Source organism: Ahniella affigens, assembly GCF_003015185.1.
In the GTDB taxonomy this organism is placed as follows: Bacteria; Pseudomonadota; Gammaproteobacteria; order Xanthomonadales; family Ahniellaceae; genus Ahniella; species Ahniella affigens.
The window spans coordinates 387,066-406,063 of sequence record NZ_CP027860.1 but is presented as its reverse complement, the minus strand read 5'-3'; the positions used below and the strand labels follow the sequence as shown (position 1 = coordinate 406,063).

At 61.9% G+C, this 18,998-nt stretch carries 11 protein-coding genes; all 11 read right to left on the bottom strand.

The genetic code is table 11. From position 1 onward, the window contains the following. Positions 1 to 34: 34 nt before the first annotated feature. Entirely contained in the window at positions 35 to 1,564 is a 1,530-nt protein-coding gene (locus tag C7S18_RS01445) for a hypothetical protein (protein ID WP_106889871.1), read from the bottom strand. Positions 1,565 to 2,642: 1,078 nt separating this feature from the next. Further along, positions 2,643 to 3,590 carry a calcium/sodium antiporter gene (locus tag C7S18_RS01435; protein WP_106889869.1) on the bottom strand — a complete coding sequence of 316 codons (948 nt, stop codon included), beginning with the start codon at positions 3,588 to 3,590 and terminating at the stop codon, positions 2,643 to 2,645. A 117-nt stretch (positions 3,591 to 3,707) separates the two neighbouring features. Next, positions 3,708 to 4,055 carry a hypothetical protein gene (locus C7S18_RS01430; protein ID WP_146151705.1) on the bottom strand — a complete coding sequence of 116 codons (348 nt, stop codon included), beginning with the start codon at positions 4,053 to 4,055 and terminating at the stop codon, positions 3,708 to 3,710. Positions 4,056 to 4,181: 126 nt separating this feature from the next. Next, positions 4,182 to 5,591 carry a hypothetical protein gene (locus C7S18_RS01425; protein ID WP_106889867.1) on the bottom strand — a complete coding sequence of 470 codons (1,410 nt, stop codon included), beginning with the start codon at positions 5,589 to 5,591 and terminating at the stop codon, positions 4,182 to 4,184. 162 nt (positions 5,592 to 5,753) lie between these two features. After that, a complete protein-coding gene (locus tag C7S18_RS01420) occupies positions 5,754 to 8,825 on the bottom strand; it encodes a CHAT domain-containing tetratricopeptide repeat protein (RefSeq protein ID WP_170113048.1) in 3,072 nt (1,023 codons plus the stop codon). A 52-nt stretch (positions 8,826 to 8,877) separates the two neighbouring features. Then, positions 8,878 to 10,497 (bottom strand): serine/threonine protein kinase, encoded by a 1,620-nt coding sequence (locus C7S18_RS01415; RefSeq protein WP_106889865.1) that lies wholly within the window; start codon positions 10,495 to 10,497, stop codon positions 8,878 to 8,880. 3 nt (positions 10,498 to 10,500) lie between these two features. Continuing rightward, on the bottom strand, positions 10,501 to 11,073 hold the full coding sequence (locus C7S18_RS01410; RefSeq protein WP_170113047.1) for an RNA polymerase sigma factor: 573 nt from the start codon (positions 11,071 to 11,073) through the stop codon (positions 10,501 to 10,503). A 179-nt stretch (positions 11,074 to 11,252) separates the two neighbouring features. Next, positions 11,253 to 12,680, bottom strand: a complete 1,428-nt coding sequence (locus C7S18_RS01405; protein ID WP_170113046.1) for a S1 family peptidase — start codon at positions 12,678 to 12,680, stop codon at positions 11,253 to 11,255. A 178-nt stretch (positions 12,681 to 12,858) separates the two neighbouring features. Next, the gene (gene lpdA / locus C7S18_RS01400) at positions 12,859 to 14,283 is read right to left on the bottom strand and encodes a dihydrolipoyl dehydrogenase (RefSeq protein ID WP_106889862.1); all 1,425 of its coding nucleotides are present in this window, start codon (positions 14,281 to 14,283) and stop codon (positions 12,859 to 12,861) included. 129 nt (positions 14,284 to 14,412) lie between these two features. Further along, entirely contained in the window at positions 14,413 to 15,642 is a 1,230-nt protein-coding gene (odhB, locus tag C7S18_RS01395) for a 2-oxoglutarate dehydrogenase complex dihydrolipoyllysine-residue succinyltransferase (protein ID WP_106889861.1), read from the bottom strand. Between the two features lie 62 nt (positions 15,643 to 15,704). Next, positions 15,705 to 18,539 carry a 2-oxoglutarate dehydrogenase E1 component gene (locus tag C7S18_RS01390; RefSeq protein WP_106889860.1) on the bottom strand — a complete coding sequence of 945 codons (2,835 nt, stop codon included), beginning with the start codon at positions 18,537 to 18,539 and terminating at the stop codon, positions 15,705 to 15,707. Between the last annotated feature and the right edge of the window lie 459 nt (positions 18,540 to 18,998).

Genomic DNA, 18,998 nt, shown 5'->3' with positions numbered 1-18,998 from the left:
CTAAGCGTTCACGTAGCGAAGGATGACGCCGCTTTTATTCGAAGCCGTCGCGCAATAGGTCGCCTGCATGCAAGCGGACACGCATCGCGCTGCCGAAGTAACTCCCATCGTCGCTGGCATAGGCATAGCCACCAAAAACCACCCGCTCACCATCGGCAGCAAGCGCCATGCTATCGAGGCGGTTGTCGCGATCGCTACCAGCCAAGGTATGACCAAAACCAGCGCGACCCGGCAAGGCCGCACTCAAGCTGCCGAACGTGTTGTCGAAGGTGCCATTGGCATTGAGCCTGACCAGCGCGGCATCACCGAACGTGAAACCGGCGTACTCGTAACCGCCGCCGATGAGGAGCTTGCCATCGGGTGTTGGCAAGACATCACTCGCATACGCATCACCGTGAATCGCGCCGGCGGCATAATCGAAGCTCAGCGGGACACCAGCGTTGAAGCCGGGATCATTCGCGCCGCTATTCAGGTCGAACGCCGCGACACCGATGGACGGATCGGTATCGGATGCGTTCGCGGAATAGCCGACGGCAATCAGGCGCGACGTGCTGCCTTGCCGCTGAATGGCGAGTCGATTGCCCGTGTTATGTCGAAACCCCGGCTGCGCGGTGAAAAAGAACTCGCGTATACCGTCGCCGTCGAACTCTGGATCGACACCATAGCCGTTCGTCGCCGATGGAAAGGAGGTCGCAATGATCGCCGTGTCGAAGTTGCCCTGTGAATCGGGGATCGCACGTCGCAACAACGTGCGAACGCGCAGCGGAACAGCGGCTTCGGGCCGGAGCTCAGCTGCGAGATCGGCCACCTGCACATCGAGGTTGAGGAAGAACCGGAGCATGTACCACTGATTGGGCTGACCGACATTGCCGCCGACGACATTGCCGCACTCAGCGACGGCGCAGAGCGTGCCGCTATCGCCAAACAAGATCACGTGCATCAGATTCCGATTGTCGCCCGGCGCATCGCGAATCGTGCCAGCGATCATGAATCGATTCAAACTGAGATCATAAGGCTCGATCGCCCCGGCAGTATCCGAAGGCGTACCGCCACGTCGGATGCGGAGCAGGCCACCCGTCGCAAATGCGAGGTCTCGCTGCCCATTTGGCCGCACGGCCCAAACCGCCATGTCGCTTTCATTGAACGGGCCGTACATCGTTCCTAGAACGAGCACCGCACCATCGATTCGCAATGCCGCATCAACGGCTTCGACCTCGAAGTCAACACCGGCATCCAGCAAGAGCTGACCGTTGGCGCCATAACTCGCATCCGGGGTGCCATCCGCGTTCAATCGCGTGATGCCGATCTGGCTGTTGCCGGAGAACTGCGAGCCAAACGGGGTGGGCGTGTTGCTGATCAGCAGCACCTTGTTGTCGGCCTGCACGAGCGTTTTGACGACACGCGTCGCGCCGCGTTGGCCGGTCGCATCGATCGGGAAAAAGGTACTGGTTTTGCCGCCCGCGAAGCTGGTGTCGAGTTGGCCGTTACTGAATCCTAAGGGCGAGAACAGCAGCAAGACCAGGAATGCGAGAGTCGCAAGAATGCGAGTTTTTTGAGCTGGCATGTGGTGATCCTGAACGGTCGCATGAATGTGGACTCAGGAGCATACGCGCTTTCAGCAGCCGACCTGACAAATTGGTCTACCCTGCGCCATCACGTAGCAATCTCCGCGATCGGCAACCACCGCGAGGATCGAGCAGTACACTATAGGCAGCTCGTCCAGCACAATCGAGTCTGCTGCACCGCCGTGACAACACCGGTGTTGGCCTCCAGTAGAAACGAGTGACCGGTCCCCAAGCCCGGGGATGTCATCAGCGCGATGAAAACAAGCCGAATCTCGCCATCCTGATACTGGCAATCCGCATCGCGTAGCGAGAAGCGCGGAGCCGCGAGAAACCTCAGGTCGCGCTCAAGCTCAGCCCCTTCCAACCTGAGCCACGGCGACGCATCCCACGTCAATTCAGGCGGATGCCAAGACATGTTCTGGAACCGCCGTTCCATTTCTGGCGAGTCACGTCTTTCTTGCAGCCAACGACTATTTCGCATCGCCAGAGGCAAGAGCCGCGCAAATTGAGTCGCGCAACTCAAATCACTCAGGTCAACGCGTCCGTCCGCACGGATTGGCGGGACGGGGAATCGTGCTGGAGTCCAAGTCGAATCCCAAGCGTTTGCAACGGTCGATCCACCGATCGCAATGAGCACGAACGTGAGCGGCAGCTTTGCCAAGCAAGCCAGATTGTAGGGTTTGCTCGCGTGCTGCGCTGCATACTTTTGAACCATGAGGATTATATTTTCTCTGCCGTGGTGTTTATTCAAGCGTCAAACGGTTGGAGCCGTTGCGCGATTCTTTCAGTGTTGCCGTGTCGCAAGTAGCCCTCTCCCCAGCCCTCTCCCACTCGCGTGGGAGAGGGAGTTGGCTCCCTCCTCCGCGAGCGCGCGGGAGGGTCGGTGTGGGGGTTGCTTGCCATCAGAATCTTCACTGCGCGCAAATTTCTTGCCAGCAAAGACAGTGCGCTGTGGTGTATCCAAAAAGAGCGTGCTCGCGACCAGTGACGCTGCTTCAGACACAAGTTTGGCAAGTTAGTTCAAACCAACGTTGATCCAAGAATTGGTTTACCAGCCGAGCCAGGGCCTCTATCCAATCAAGCCCGCAACGCCAGCGCCAGATACAACACATAGCCCAGGAGCAGCAGCCCACCCTCCCACCGACTCAAGACGCGGCCGCGCCACATCAGCGGGTAGAGCAAGATCGCGCTGGCGGCCATGGCGATGAGATCGAGACTGCGAATGCCGCCTGCACCGATCGGCTGAATTACTGCGACCACGCCCAGCACGAGCAGAATGTTCAAGATGTTCGAACCCAGGACGTTGCCGAACGCCACATCGGCGTCTTTGCGCCAGGCGGCCAGTACCGACGTGGCGAGTTCGGGCAAGCTGGTCCCGATCGCGACGATCGTCAAACCAATCACCGCCTCGCTCATGCCGATCGACTTGGCGATGACCACGGCGCCATCGACCAGCAGCGTCGCACCGAATACCAAGGCGCCCAAACCACCAACAATGAAGATCACATTGCTCGCGGTATTGCCAGTCGTCTTGGGCAGCTCATTAGCGAATTCCTCGGCCACTGCCGCATCGCGATCGCGTTTTGACGCCCGATACGCACCGATCGTGTAGACGACAGCGCCGATGCTGAGCAGCGCGCCATCGATCCGACCCAGCTGACCATCGGCCAACATGGCAATCAATGCGAGCGTCACGCCGATCATGATGGGCATTTCGCGAAGCAACAGCGCGGACCGCACTTGCAGCGGCCGCACGATGGCGGCGAGTCCGAGGATCAACGCGACATTCGCAATGTTCGAGCCAACGATATTGCCGAGCGCCAGATCGCTGCTCCCGGCAAATGCAGCTTGAAAGCTGACCACCATTTCCGGACTGCCGGTACCCGCAGCGACGATCGTCAAGCCGATCACCAGTGGCGTTACACCGAGCTGCAGCGCAATGCGACTCGCGCCGCGAACGAGGCCTTCGGCACCGATGGCGAGCAGGACCAAGCCAGCAAGAATGGCGAGGATGGCAGTGGTCATGGTGTCCTTTGACTGTCGTTGGGTCTCTCTATCTTAGCGAGGCAATTCATCGAGAGCCCGCGCATGCTGCCGTCATTTCGGCATTCACGCATGCCGACATTCCGCGCCATGTTTGAATTAGTCCGACTTTGATGTATCGCCCACTTGCGCACTCGCACTCAAGTCCAACAGCAACTGCTGTTCAGCGCTGCCGCGCTTGGCGTCACCAACGCTATTCAGGAGATCCGCGAACGCGGCTTGTCCGCGCGCACCCAGATCATGGAGCCGCAGATGGGCGTCAATACTGCGGCGGATCGACATCGGCATGGGCTTTCGGCCAATCATCCACTGTCGCCATTCGACCTGGGTCACACCCAGCGCGCGCCAAGGGTTCGTCGGCGCACAGAGGCGCGCAAAGCGCTCGGCCAGCAGCACCCCTGGACCGGGTTTGGTGAGTCGGCGTTTACGAGTCGTGGGGCGCGGCATGCAGCGGCGAGTATTGCAGCGAAACTGAAGTGCAGTATCGCGCATTCCCGCCCGCGCCAGAAGCCGGGGCGCAGCGCATCGGCCACCCCCGGCGCAACCAACCGCATTGGGATGGCTTGAATTGGGCTATTCAAAGCTGTCCGCAAACACTTCCGGCAGCGTGGATGAGTCGGCAAATTCGTAGACTGCACCGTTGTTGGCGCCTACGCTGTCGTCGGCAAGCGGCGCGCCCGCGTACGCACGGCCATTAACCAGCACCACGCTGCGCCCCAGGTCATCGGCGCCGTGCGGACTGTCCTCCACCGCCAGGCGCTGATTCACCCAAATCGGGATACCCATGAAGGTCAATTTCTGGAGCACGCGCAGTACCCCCTGATTGGCAACGCTGCCATCGGCACCAGGACAACCCATTGCAAATCGTTCGGTATCGAGCAAGTCGGGATACAGCGAGGCGCCGCATAGGTCACCGGCGGCGCGCGGTGCCGTTGGAAACACTTCCGTCGCAAAGTCATAGCCGAGAATAGCGGCCGGCTCGAACACACTGACTGAACCCGTGCGCCCCACCCCTTGCAGGATTCGACCGGTGCCGCCGACGTAGGCCAGGGGCGGCTGCAAGCCCACGCTGGTGCCGAACGAATCGAGCAGTTGCGGGTTTGGCGGCAACAGCGTATCGATCAGCGTCAGCACACCATTCACCCGAATGTAGACGTGTGCCGCGCCCGCAGCCGCCTGACCGTTCTGCATCGTCCCGGGTGCTCCGGTCAGCAGAATCACTTGATTATTGCCGGGCGCCTGCACGGCCACGCTCGCACCCAGTGCATCCCCGGCGTTGCCTGAGCAAACACTGCCGATATCCGCCCGGTCACCGAGGTCAAAGTTATAGTTGGCACCAAAGTGATCGACGAGCACACAGCCAGCGCCGACCATTCCCGGCGCACCAGCGGCAAACCAGCTGCCATCGCTGTTCGGTGCGTTGCCAGAGACCGTATTCAAGCCGCCGCCAGCGACCGCGACACTGGCGCCCAGGCGTGAGTTATCGAGTGTTGTGCCGCGACTGGATAGGCCAATGAGTAGCGGTGTTGGACTGGCGCTGTTCCAGCGATAATCCTGAAGAAAGTGCACCCGACCACTATTCGGATGGCCTTCGTTGTCGAAATCCGGAGCGCCAATGATGATGGAACCGCGATGCACCGCGATGGCGGCACCAAAATGGGCATTGGCCTGGAGATAACCCGCGAGCACCAAACGCGTGTGCACGACCCAGGCATTGCCATTCGGGATCAACACATAGACAGCGCCGTTGCCTGGGTAGCTGACATTGTTGAACACTGCCGTCTCGTTGGGTGAACCGACATACAGCGCGCGGATGCGCCCATCGTCGCCATAGTCCGCCGCCACGCTCTGGCCGAAGTTCGTATTGCTGGTGGCAGCGGGCAGATCAGACGGACGCAGCACATTCAAGTTGAGCCAGTCGGCTTCGGCTCGCGACGCGAGCAAGAGACCAAACATCAGACAGGCGGATTTCAATGGCGACATGGGACGGCCTCGGTGGGGAATACCGATGGCAATGCGCCTGACTGTGGAATCCGAACATCAAAATTGCGGGTAACTTCGGCAGGGTCTGAATACATCCAACCTGGACTTTCAGACCCGCATCGCCTCTGAACCTGTTCAGAGGCTCCCAACGCGAATCCATTCTCAGCGCCAGTCCCCGCTGGCGACAAATCCGGCCCAGTAGTAAGGGTGCACCGATTCACCGGCCGCGGTGCGCTCAGCGATCACCGCTAAAGCCGCCGCTCTAAGCGCGGTCGGCACCTCGGCCCTGCGTTGCAGACGTTCGCGGTAATAGGCCTGCATCAATGCGGCGGTGGCGGCATCGTCGATCGGCCAAAGACTCATGACCACGCTGCGCGCACCTGCCAGTCGAAAGGCGCGGCGAAGTCCGAACGCGCCTTCTTCCGGCGTCACCGCCCCGGCACCCGTGTCGCATGCCGACAAGACCACCGATTGCACCTCGGAAAGATCCATCGTGACGACTTCTTCCGGCGTCAGCAAACCATCGGTACGCGCCGGATTCATTTTTGGCGCGGGCTTGGTTGGCGTGCTGAGCACCAGCGCGCCACGCCCGCGATCTTCTGGTCGCAACGGCGTTGCTGTCGTATCAATGAGCTTGACCGATCGACTCGCCAACAACGGCTCGCAAGCCTGAGTGCTCAAGGTATGGGTGGCGAAATGCAGCAGCCGGCTTGCCTGCATGGCACGCCGCACTGCCGGCTCCATGGCCGCTTTGCCAACCAGGACCGACATGCTGGGTGACGCTTTCTCGGGCCGCCACAAGTTGCTCAGCGCATCAATTTCGGCCGATGCGCCGGGCAGTTCTGCCAGCCCGCATCCCGTGAGATGACGTTCGCGATTCGCGAGCGCAGGGGCACCAACCAACAGTAAGGAATCGGCGACTTGAGTGCCGGCAGCCACACGCAATTCGCGTTCGCTGTCGAGCAATTGCACATCAGGCCCGGTGTCCACCAAACGTTGCGCTGAGCGTTCGTCCGCCACCGGCAAGGGCAGCCAACTGACCCGATACAAATCGCCGGCCGGAACAATGTAGTGCCGCGATAATTGCGTCGGAATCGAGAGCGGATCGAGAACCAAGCGCCGGAGCGCCCGCCCCGCTTGTTTGAGTTCGAGCGCGCTGCTGCGTGGGTCGCGCAAGGATTCCTGCCAGCGGCCCACGGCCGCCGCGATGCGCGTGCCGGAACCAAGATCGGTCAGCGTTGCCGGTTCGGATGCACTCAGAACATAAGCGTAGTAGCGACCCTCGGACGCCGCTCGACCGGTGTTTTCGGGCTGCCAGGGATCTTGCGTGAACTGCACATACGCGATCAGCGCGCTGCCACGGGGCAGTGCCGACTTCAATGCGGCGACCCGATCGGCGCCCGGCTCCAACGCCTGCGCCACCGCTCGCACCTGCGCGGCGAGCGCGCGCTCGGCTTGATCCAGCGCCTCGCGGCGACGCGCCATTGCGACTTGGTCGCTGGCGGGCGATAGAGTGGCGTTGGTGTAGGCATCGCTGGCCTGCTCATACGCTAACCAGAGCGATTGCGTCGTCGCATCGGCGGTTTGTCGCGCCGTCTGCAGACGCGCGCCGATGAGGCGGGCGACGCTCTGGCGCGCTGCGATCTCGAGATCCCAGGCGATTTCGATGCGCTTTGGGTCTGGATCAGCAGCCACTAAGGCATGGATCATGTCGAGGGTGCCGGTCAGCTTTTGCTGCAAGGCGATCGCATGGTCGCTCCCCAGATGACTGCCGACATTGCGCAACAGTTGCTGGCGCTGGCGTTCGGCGTTGACTGCGGTCGCAAACGCCGCGCGATCATTGCCGAGCCCATGCTGCGCGCGCGCGAGACTTCGCGTATGCCAGTAGCGTTGCGCGGCCAGAACGCCCTCGACCTTCGGCAGCAAACGGAGCGCACGCTGGTGAATGGCCTCCGCCGCGGCATAGTCGTGGTCGGCATAGGCATAGTTGCCCTGCTCCAGTAGGAGTTCGGGCAGACGCTCGTTGTCCGGCCCCAATTGTTGCTCGGCGCGGGCGACATACGTATCCATGCGCGCACGGGCATCCCGGGTATTGCCACGGGCGAGCAGCACCGCCGCCAGGTTCGCGGCGGCGGGATAACCCAGTTCCTTGCCCGCACCCAGCGCTTCCCGATAGAGCGCCAAGGACTCGTTGAAACTCGCTTCTGCCGCTTCGATCTGGTTGAGCTCAAACTGCAGCGTGCCCAGTTGATTCATGTGCGCTGCGAGTCCGGTCAGATCCTGATCGGGCAAAGCGCGCTCCAATGCGATTGCCTCAATCAGTGGCGGCAACGCATCGGCTTGTCGGCCGCTTTTCTTCAGGGCATTCGAGCGTGTCACCAGATTCAATGCAAGTTGCTCATTGACGCTCGGTCCCAGCGGCCGGAACAACGCGATTGCAGCATCGGCGTGCGTCAGCGCTTGATCCCAACGGTTCGCAAAGAACGCGATCGTTGCGCGCCGGCCATGGAGCGTCGCCCGAACAAATTTTGGCGCCGGAAACGGCGGCGCCATCAATGTGTCGGCGCGATCGATCGCAGCCATCGCCTCGGCCAGTTGCCCGGCCCGTTCGAGCCGCAACGCTAAGACGCCAAGCATCTGCGCCTGCTGGATGCGCTCAGCGCTGGCCCCGCCGTCCAGCACATCGGTGGCCTTCCGAAATGCCTGGGCGGCCGCCTCCAACTCATCCCGCCATTGTGCGGCATTGCCGATTGCGTCCCAGCACATGGATTGCTGCAACGCCGGCAGGTGGCGTTGCAGGGCGTCGAATTCCTGCCGGCGTGCTGCTTCCAAAGCGAAGCCTTCTTGATACTTGCCTTCGATGATCAGTCGGCGTGCCTGACGGAGCTCGCGCGCCACCGCAAATGCGCGTGCGCGATCACCAGGCAGAGACTGCCAGCAAGATAAAGACTGCGTGGCATAACGGGCGCTCAGATCATCCGGTGCGCCCGGCTCGAAGCCGAATAGCACCATGATCAACTCCAAGGCCTCACATCGCTGCAGCATGCTGGCGTCGGGCGCCAAGTCTTGGTATTCGCGCTCGGCCAGACGCCTGGCGTCACTTGGGCGGTCATCCTGAATCAGCGCCACGAATCGCTCGGGAATGGCCGAGTTTGGCGCAGCTGCGTCGGCCAGCATGGACGCTGTCAGCAGCGCGACGAACCAAAGCCCAACCGTCAGACAAGGTGTTCTCAAGATGCAGGCTCCAGACCGTGGATGCCGCACAGGATACGGCAGCACCGCCCGCTCAGCGCGTGTGGGTGAATCGAAACTGCCATTTCTGGACAGACTCCGGACGAACGTCACCCTCCAGCGATCGCACCAGGGCATTCAGTTGCGCACCACTCAATTCCGGCGGCGCAACGGTCACGATTTGGTCCACCGAGCGCTGCACGCCGCGCGCCCGCCGCCAGTCAGCCAGAGCTTGTTCCAGATTGGTCAACGGCTCGGCGCTCGCCACAATTAAGAACTCTTCCTGCCCGCCACTTGCACCGACTTCCCAGGCAAGCCCCGAATCGACACCACCTGGCAATTCCAGAGCCTTGGCTGCAGGCAGCGGATTATCGCGATCTGACAACGGAAAGAGGACGGTCGCGATGCCTTGATCATCTTCATTCAGCACGTAGGCGTAGACTTGGCGATTGCTCTCGAACTGTAGACGCAAGCGATCGCCGGCACGGACGCTGGCATCAGGTTCCAAGCTCACCGGACCCGATTCGCCTAGTCGCACAAACTTGACGTCGGTGCGCCAATCAGGCCGCAACATCCATCCGAATATGCCTAAAGCCAGTACCGCACTCGCCGCAATCGCCAGCCCCAGGTGGCGGCGAATCGGTGCGACCGGCGTTGCCATGTTGGTCTGAATTTGCAAGCAACGAGCCAGGCTTTGTGCGTCACCGACTCGTTTTCGCGGGTCTACCGACAAGCCTTGCGCGATCATCCGACACAAATGCTGTTCGATGGGATCGCCTTGTTTGGGTAGCAGTTGGGGCGGCACGTTTTGTGCCCGCCGCAACTCCAGCGCCGAATCTGCCGACCACGGCAAATGCCCGCGATACAAGAGATGCAGCAACACGATCAACGCGAACAGATCACTCTGCTGCGAGGCCGGCGCGCCATCGAGCACTTCCGGCGCCAAGTACGCCAAGGTACCCGAACGCACGCGCTGCGCGGCGAGCAGTCGCGCTTCGCCACCCGCCCCAAAGTCCATCAGGACGATGCGGCCACCACGCTCGCGCATGACGTTGGATGCTTTGATGTCGCCATGCACGAGACCCGCGCCATGCACGGCGACCAACGCCTGCGCCAGATCTCGACCGACGCGCATGGTCTCGGCCGCGCTCAGCGGGCCGCCGCGGGTGATGAGGTCGGCCAAGGTGTTGCCTTCGATCAGCTCGCTCCAAAGGCCGGCGCGATCATCGGCAATGGCACAGCCCAACACGCTCAATACATTGTGATGGCGGAGCCGCGCCAGACGCCGCGCTTCATCCAAACCTGCACTGGCGTGCCCGCGAAACAGCTTGAGCGCGACCTCGCGTTCGAGCCACGGGTCAAACGCTCGCCAGACGTCCCCATAACTGCCAGCGCCGAGTCGCTCAGTCACTTGCAGACCATTCCAGGTAAACGCGACCGGTCTGGTCTCGGTCTCACCAGGCATGCCTTGCCCGCGAAATGCGCGGGCGACATCCTCGATCAGCCGCAGCCCTTCGAGTTCACCCGGCTGGAGGCTGGTCTGGGCCAGCAGATCCCATGCGACCGGCGCCTGATCCGCGATTGCCGAAAGTGCGTTAGAGAGTGGCTCGGTGGTGGGCTCGTCTGAAACCGCACTCGATGTTCGACCTGCGCCAGCGCGTTGATTCGCGTTCATGACTCAACGGCAATCCGCCAGTTGCTCGGTCAGGGATTTCAGCGCGCGCGTGACCATCATCCGCACGGCATCGGGGTCGCTGCCCGTCTCCAAAGCAATTTCGGGGTAACTCATCCCGAGTTCCAAACGCATCAGGATCAGTTCCTGCTGGCGTTGATTCAATTTTGCCAAGGCGGCTTCATAGGCACGCATGCGTTCCCGGCCGACCAATTGCTCGACCGGCGACGATGCGGCATCGACCAGATCGAGATCCGCCACATCCACTTGCTCGCCGCGCACTCGGTGCTTGCGCATTTCGGCGCGCACTTCGTTCAATAGTATTTGCCGCAGATAGGCCAGAAAGCTGCCCGTGCGCTCCGACTCGATGACATCCAAATGCTTCAAGGTGCGCATCAGACTGACTTGCACCAAGTCGTCAGTGTCGGCCACGTCACGCGCGCCGCGGGGCAAACGACCATGCGCCCAACGGCTCAGGATCGGCAGGAATCGCTGATACAGCGCGTGCCTCGCCGGCTCGCTGCCGTTGCGAATCGCGTGCAGGAGTTCGGCAGTCGACGGCTCCAACGGTGCGTTCATATCCGGATGGGTCGGAAACGGAACGGCATTGTACAGCCCTGACTGAGGCACGCTTCGGAGTCGACCAACACGCGCTCGGAACTGTGACGCGGAACCGGTTTGCGGCAGCATTCCCGCCGGTTTCAACATCGTGAAACGCGCGCGCAGTCGTTGCCTGGTCACCGGCATTGCATGATGCCTCAAGGTGCCAACAGGACTTTGACGCCGAGCGCCTTTTCGGCATCCCGAACGCCCTGGTAAAACTCCCAGCAGAATGCGGGACCGGCATTCACACGGCCGGAATAGATCCCGTACGCGCGATGTTTCTTGTAAAGCGGCCCGCCACTGTCGCCGCCCTGGGCACCGCAGGCATCTACTTCACCCATGTTTCGGACGCCATAGTAGAGACCGTTCGGACCTTTGGCCGTCTCATCCGCGCCGAGCAGGCTGACTTCCGCGCAGTCTGTGCCGGTCATGCGTCCGGTTCGACACAGGATCTGACCGATCGCACTGAACGAAGTCTGGCGAATCTCGTAGGACGGGTTGTAGGTCGTGTCGTCGGAGATTTTGACGACGACAGCAGCGATGGGTGCTGGCGTCGCCCAATAGCTGCTGGGCTGGAGCCAGATGATGCCGGCATCGCGCCCGTTCGGCCCGGCAAAGGTGTAGTTCACATACGCGCTGATGAGATGCGTCTTCATGGCCTCGTTGCGCGCATGCCAGGCATAGCCGTCGCCGACGATGGCCTCGAAATACATACAGTGGCCGGCAGTCAGCAGCCATTGGTGCGGACTGTTCGGCGTGTAGGCGATGAACGCACCGGTACAAAACCCGTCAGCAATCACCCCTCGCCCCCCACGGAGCGGCGGGTTGCACGCGGTGATCCAGCAACCTTGATACGTTGCGGCGAACGTGTCGACAGGAACGCGCTGCACGATCACGCCGGGAATGCCGGCCAAGCTGCGCAAGGTCGCCTCTTCGGTTGGTGTGACCCGGGTGACCGCGCGAACGACGACGCTGTTGCGGCGCGTGTCATAGCCCATGTTTGCGCGAGCCGTGCTGAGCAGATCCTGCAAGTCGGGTCGCAGTGCATCGCGCAGTTCCGTCAAGTCCCGTTCGGTTCGATTGACCGACACCCAATCCGTGTCCGCGGTCAGGCCAAACGCATCGACCACGCGCTGCAGCGCGGCGAGGCGCGCCGATCCGGCACGCGTGAGACCAATCTGCAGGCGTCCTGCCTTATTGGGGTCGTACCAGATGCCTGCATAGTCATCGCCGAGTTCAGCAATCAACGCATCGTCAATGCCAGCAGCGCGATCTTGAATTTCCAAACGCGCGCGGGCGCGCTCCGGATCGATTCGGTATTTGTCGGCGTAATAGCGAATCGCTAGTGCTTGCAGGCCATCGTCCTCCCGCTCCACCGCATTGGCCGCACTACCAATACTGCCGAGGCATAGCCCAGCAAGACTAACCAGAATCCAAGACATCGCCGCGCGATACCAGGTTCCGATCGACTCAGCCCGCATCGAATCGTCGACGAGGCCGATTCGGGTTGACCAGCTCTGTGCGCCGGAACGGGACACTGGCACGGCGCGATCAGGCCGGGGTGCGATGCGCTGCTTGGACATGGCTATTGACTCTCGGTAGCGCGACCAATCGCGCGGCATCGATGACAATGCGCCGGAACGACAAACCGAACATGCAGCGCTAGCCAAGCGGCCACGCCATTGAACGCGATGAGCTTCTTTGGGGCCAAAAAAAACGCCCGCGAGGGGCGTTTTTCCGAACACAAGCGGCGCTGGGCCGTTAGTTCGCCTTGTGGATCGCCCGCTTGTCGACGGCGAGCGCGGCCTCATGCACAGCTTCCGACAAGGTCGGATGCGCGTGGCAAATACGCGCCAGATCTTCGGCCGAGCCGTGGAATTCCATCGCGACGACGGCTTCGTGGATCATCTCGGACACGCACGCACCGACCATGTGCACGCCGAGGATGCGATCCGTCTCGGCATGCGCGATGACCTTGACCATGCCCGCTGTTTCGTTCATCGCGACCGCGCGGCCCACCGCTGCAAACGGGAACGACCCCGTCTTGTACGCCACGCCTTCGGCCTTCAGCTGTTGCTCGGTCTTGCCGACCCAGGCCACTTCTGGCTCGGTGTAGATGACCCACGGCACGGTGTCGAGATTCACATGACCCGGCTTGCCGGCAATGATCTCGGCGACGGCAATGCCCTCTTCCGACGCCTTGTGCGCGAGCATCGGGCCACGCACGCAGTCGCCGATCGCCCAGACGCCTTCGGCACCGGTCCAGCAGTGCTCATCGACCAACACGCGACCACGCTCATCGAGTTTGACGCCCGTGCCGTCACCCAGCAGGCCTTCCGTGTAAGCGCGACGGCCGACGGCCACCAAGAGCTTGTCGACGGTGATTTGTTTCTCGCCATCCTTATCGGTGTAGCTGAGCTGTACCTCGTTGTTCTGCACCTGCACGTTCGAGACTTTCGCGTTCAGGTGAATCTTCAGGCCCTGCTTGTCGAACTCGCGCTTCGCGGCTTTGGCGATATCGGCATCGGCTGCCGCCAGGAACTCCGGCAACGCTTCGAGCACGGTGACTTCCGAACCCAAACGCTTCCACACTGAGCCAAGCTCCAGCCCAATGACGCCGGCGCCAATGACGCCCAAGCGTTTCGGCACCGCGTTGACATCGAGCGCGCTCGCGTTGTCGAGAATGTACTGCCCATCGAACTTCGCGAACGGCAATTCGATTGGCTTCGAACCGGCCGCGATGATCACATTTGTGGCCGTCAGCACTTGCTTGCTGCCATCCGCTGCGGTGACTTCGACTTGGCGATTCGCGAGCAACTTGCCGCGACCGGCAAACGGCGTGACTTTGTTCGCCTTGAACAGCATGGTGATGCCACCGGTGAACTGCTTCACGATCTTGTCTTTGCGCGCGACCATGGCCGACACGTCGATCGAAGCGTTATCGGCGCTGATGCCGTGCTCTTTGAAGCTGTGCGTCAGGTTGTGGAACTGCTTCGACGAATCGAGCAGGGCCTTGGACGGAATGCAGCCGACATTGAGGCAGGTGCCGCCGAGCGCGGGCTTGCCGTCCTTGCCGACAAAATCGTCGATGCAGGCGGTCTTCAAACCAAGTTGCGCGGCGCGGATCGCAGCCACATAGCCACCCGGGCCGGCGCCGATCACGATGACATCGAATTGCGTGCTCATGGGAGTTCCTTCAGCGGTCGGCACAGAACCGACCTGGGTCGAAATGAGATGGTGATCCCGCCGCGGTGTTCAAGGCTTGCGCCTTGTCCACCGCGCGTTGATCACCGTCGCCGTTGGCGTCTGGCTCAATCAGAGACCGAGCAGCATGCGGTGCGGGTTTTCCAACTGGTTCTTGATGTCGACCAGGAACAGCACCGCGTCCTTGCCGTCGATGATGCGGTGGTCATAACTCAGCGCCACGTACATCATCGGCGCTGCGACAACTTGACCGTTCTCGACGATCGCGCGTTCCTTGATCGCGTGCATGCCCAGAATCGCGCTCTGCGGTGGGTTGACGATCGGCGTCGAAAACAGCGAGCCAAACGTGCCGCCATTCGTGATCGTGAACGTGCCGCCCTGCAAATCTTCTAGCGCCAAGCCGCCTTCGCGCGCCTTCTTCGCGTAGCCGGCAATGGCTTTTTCGATGTCAGCAAAGCTCATCGTTTCGGCATTGCGCAGCACCGGCGTGACCAGGCCCTTTTCGGTGGCGACGGCGATCGAGATATCGCTGTAACCGTGATAAATCACGTCATTGCCATCGACCGAGGAGTTGATGATCGGCGCGCGTTTCAGCGCATCGGCCGCGGCCTTGACGAAGAAGCTCATGAAGCCGAGCTTGATGCCATTGGCCTTCTCAAACGCTTCGCCATGCGCCTTGCGCATGTCGGACACGGCCTTCAGGTTGATCTCGTTGAACGAGGTCAACATGGCGATCGAATTCTTCGACTGCATCATGCGCTCGGCAATACGGGTGCGCATGCGCGTCATCGGCACGCGTTGTTCGCTGCGTGCGCCCATCGGGGCTGCGGCAGCTGCTGGTGCAGCAGCCGGTGCTGGCGCAGCGGCAGGCTTCGCCGCAGGCGCCACGGTGCCACCCGAGCGCATGAAGTTCAGCAGGTCTTCCTTCGTGACTTGGCCACCACGACCAGTACCAGCCACTTGGCTCGCGTCGAGCTTGTTCTCTTCGGCAACGCGACGGCCGGCTGGCGACAGATCGACGGCGCTCGACGCGGCAGCGGCCGGTGCAGCAGCTGCGGCCGCTTTCGGTGCTTCGGCAGTCGGGGCCGGCGCCGATGCCACGGCACCCGCTTCGATGATGGCGATCAGTTCCTGCGAGCCAACCGTGTCGCCGCTCTGCTTGATGATCTGCTTCAGCACGCCATCGGCCGGAGCTGGCACTTCCAGCACGACCTTGTCGGTTTCCAGATCGACGAGGTTCTCGTCACGCTTGACTGCTTCACCGACTTTCTTGTGCCAGGTGGCAATGACGGCGTCGGACACCGATTCAGGCAGAACTGGAACTTTGACTTCGATGGACATGGCGATTCCTCGTGTTTGCTGGATGGGTGGCAACACGCTGTGTGGCCACCGCCTTAGATGAATTATTCAGGAGCGTGGCCGCCGTTTTGCTTGGCGACGAGCGCTTGCTCCAAGAGCGCAGCTTGCTCGACCACATGCGTTGCGAGCTTGCCGCACGCGGGCGCGGCCGAACGGGCGCGGCCGGCGTAATGCAGGCGATGCTGCGCGCTGATGCTGGCATTCAGGTGATGACCGATCTGATACCAGGCGCCCTGGTTCATCGGTTCTTCCTGACACCAGATCACTTCCTTCGCGTTCGGGAAGCGGGCGAGTTCGGCCTTGAGTTCGGCGCGCGGGAACGGATACAGCTGTTCGACGCGGACGATGGCGACGTTGGTCAGCGCACGCTTTTCGGCGTCTTCGAGCAAGTCGTAGTAGACCTTGCCCGCGCAGACGACCACGCGCGTCACTGCCGCGGCATCCTTTGCAAAGCTGTCTGGAATCAGGATCTGGAAGCTGCCTTGCTCGAGGTCTTGCAGCGTCGAAGTCGACAAGCGATGGCGCAGCATCGACTTTGGCGTCATCACCACGAGCGGCTTCCGGACATCCCGAAGCATCTGCCGACGCAGCATGTGGAACATCTGTGCGGGCGTCGTTGGCGTGACCACTTGCATGTTGTTCACGGCGCAGAGTTGCAAGAAGCGCTCCAGTCGCGCCGACGAGTGCTCAGGCCCCTGACCTTCATAGCCGTGCGGCAAAAAGAGCGCGAGACCGCAGAGGCGACCCCACTTCGACTCACCGGAGCTGATGAATTGGTCGATGACGACTTGCGCACCATTCGCGAAGTCGCCGAACTGGCCTTCCCAGATCACCATGGTGTTCGGATCGGTGGTTGCGAAGCCGTATTCGAACGCCATGACTGCTTCTTCGGAGAGTACGGAGTCGATCACTTCGACCGCCCCCGGATGCGCGCCGAGGTCGGCAAGTTGGAGGCGTGCTTCGCCAGTCTTCTGGTCATGCGTGACGGCATGACGGTGGAAGAACGTGCCGCGACCGGCGTCCTGACCGACGAGCCGGAGCTTGTAACCTTCCTCGACCAACGTGGCATACGCCAGCGTCTCGGCATAGCCCCAGTCCATGCGGAGTTCGCCCGCCTGCATCTTCAGGCGATCCTCATAGACCTTGGCGACGCGCGGATGCAAACTCGCGCCAGCCGGCAACGTATTGATCTTGGCGGACAAGGCTTGCAACTTCGCGACGGGCAAGCCCGTGGTCACCGTCTGCGCCATCGTCGCATCCAGGTGGCGATGCCAATCGATGATCGGCAGATTTGGATCGGCCTGCGTCAGCTCGCTCATCGCCTGGCCTTCATCGAGTCCACGCCGATAGGCATCGACCAGCGCCTTCGCGGCGTCGACAGGCAGCACGCCAGCGCCGCTCAGCGCATCGGCGTAGAGCTCGCGCGTGGTCTTGCGTGCCCGAATGTTCTGATACATCAACGGCTGCGTCGCGGCCGGCTCATCGGCTTCGTTGTGGCCGTGGCGGCGATAGCAGACCAGATCGATCACCACATCGCGCTTGAAGCGCTGGCGGTATTCGAAGGCGAGTTCGGAAACGAACACGCAGGCTTCCGGGTCGTCACCATTCACATGGAACACCGGGCAGTTGACCATTTTGGCCACGTCGGTGCAGTAGTAGGTGGAGCGCGTGTCATCAGGACGGGACGTGGTGAACCCGACCTGGTTGTTGACGACCAGATGCACGGTGCCGCCGACCTTGAAACCACGGGCCTGCGACATGTTGAACAATTCCATGATCACGCCCTGGCCCGCGAAAGCCGAGTCACCATGGATCAGGACGGGCATGACTTGGTCGCCAGTCTCATCCAGCCGGCGCGTTTGCCGCGCTCGCACCGAACCGGCAACCACCGGGTCCACGATTTCGAGATGCGACGGATTGAAGGCCAGCGCCAGATGCACCGGGCCGCCTTCGGAGCGCACATCGGCCGAGTAGCCCATGTGGTACTTCACGTCGCCCGAGTGCGCCGGATCATACGCCTCGTCCTTGGCCTTGCCTTCGAACTCGGCGAACAGCACCGTCGGCGATTTGCCGAGCACGTTGACGAGCACGTTCAGGCGGCCACGATGGGCCATGCCGATGACGATTTCTTTGACGCCACCCCGGCCACCATGTTGGACCAGTGCGTCCATCATCGGAATCAGCGCATCGCCACCTTCCAGCGAGAAGCGCTTCTGACCGACGTACTTCGTGTGCAGGAACCGTTCCAGACCTTCAGCTGCCGTCAACCGATCGAGCACGCGCTTTTTCTTGTCGGCGCTAAAGCCGAATTGGCCCGCGGCACGCTCCAGCTTGTCCTGGATCCACAGGCGCTGCTCGGTGTCATCGATGTGCATGAACTCCGCACCGATGGTCTGCGTGTACGTGGCCTGCAGCTTGCCGAGGATGTCCTTGAGCTTGCCGCGAGCGCCGGGCTCAAGCAGCGACGAGGTCGAAAACTCGGTCGCCAGATCGGCGTCGTTCAGGCCATGAAACGCGAGATCCAGATCGGGCGCTGGCAGTTTGGGCATCAGGCCGAGCGGGTCCAGATTCGCGCGCAAATGGCCGCGCGAGCGGTAGGCATTCGCCAGGCGCTGGACCTTGCCTTGGCGGTCGGCGTAGTCGTTGTTCTGCGGGGCGCTGAGGTAGCGCACCGCCGGCAATTTGGCCTGGGCGGCATAGGTGTCGATCACCGGGCCATGGGCGCGATCGCTACGCGTGCCCTGGGCCTCGAAGTAGCGCTGCCATTCGGCCGACACCGAATTCGGATCGGCCAGCCAGGATTCGTACAGGCCATCGACATAGGCCTGATTGCCAGTACCCAACTCGGAAGATCCACGAAACTGCAGGAGCAAACTCACATCCGTTCTCGCATCAAGAGGGTTGTCGCCGGGCCTTTGCCACGGCCAGAAGGGACCTGCAAGTATAGCGGCCGGCCGTGACAGTGCGCCAACGCAAGGCCGGGGGCGATCCGCGGGCAATCTCCGGGCTGTTCAGCCCGCGATCAGGCAAGGAGACCGGGCTGCACGCGAATTTCACACACTGCCCGCCCATGCACCCGCCTCAGAACCATTGCACATGTCTGCGCCCCGGCAGCGCGTCACGTTTGGGCACAATAGAGGCCATCCGAGCCACCGGGTCAACTTGGCCCCTCGCGGGCAATCGTCTGCAGGTATTGGCGCATCCGCCGTGGGTCCGGGGAGGGCAACACGCTGGTTGGGGCCAAGGCATTGCCAGAGCCGCTCGCCAGAGCGAGGGCACACGCCACGCATTCGTGGCTGTCACAGCTTTGGATTCTGCGCGTCAACAATCAGTCATGT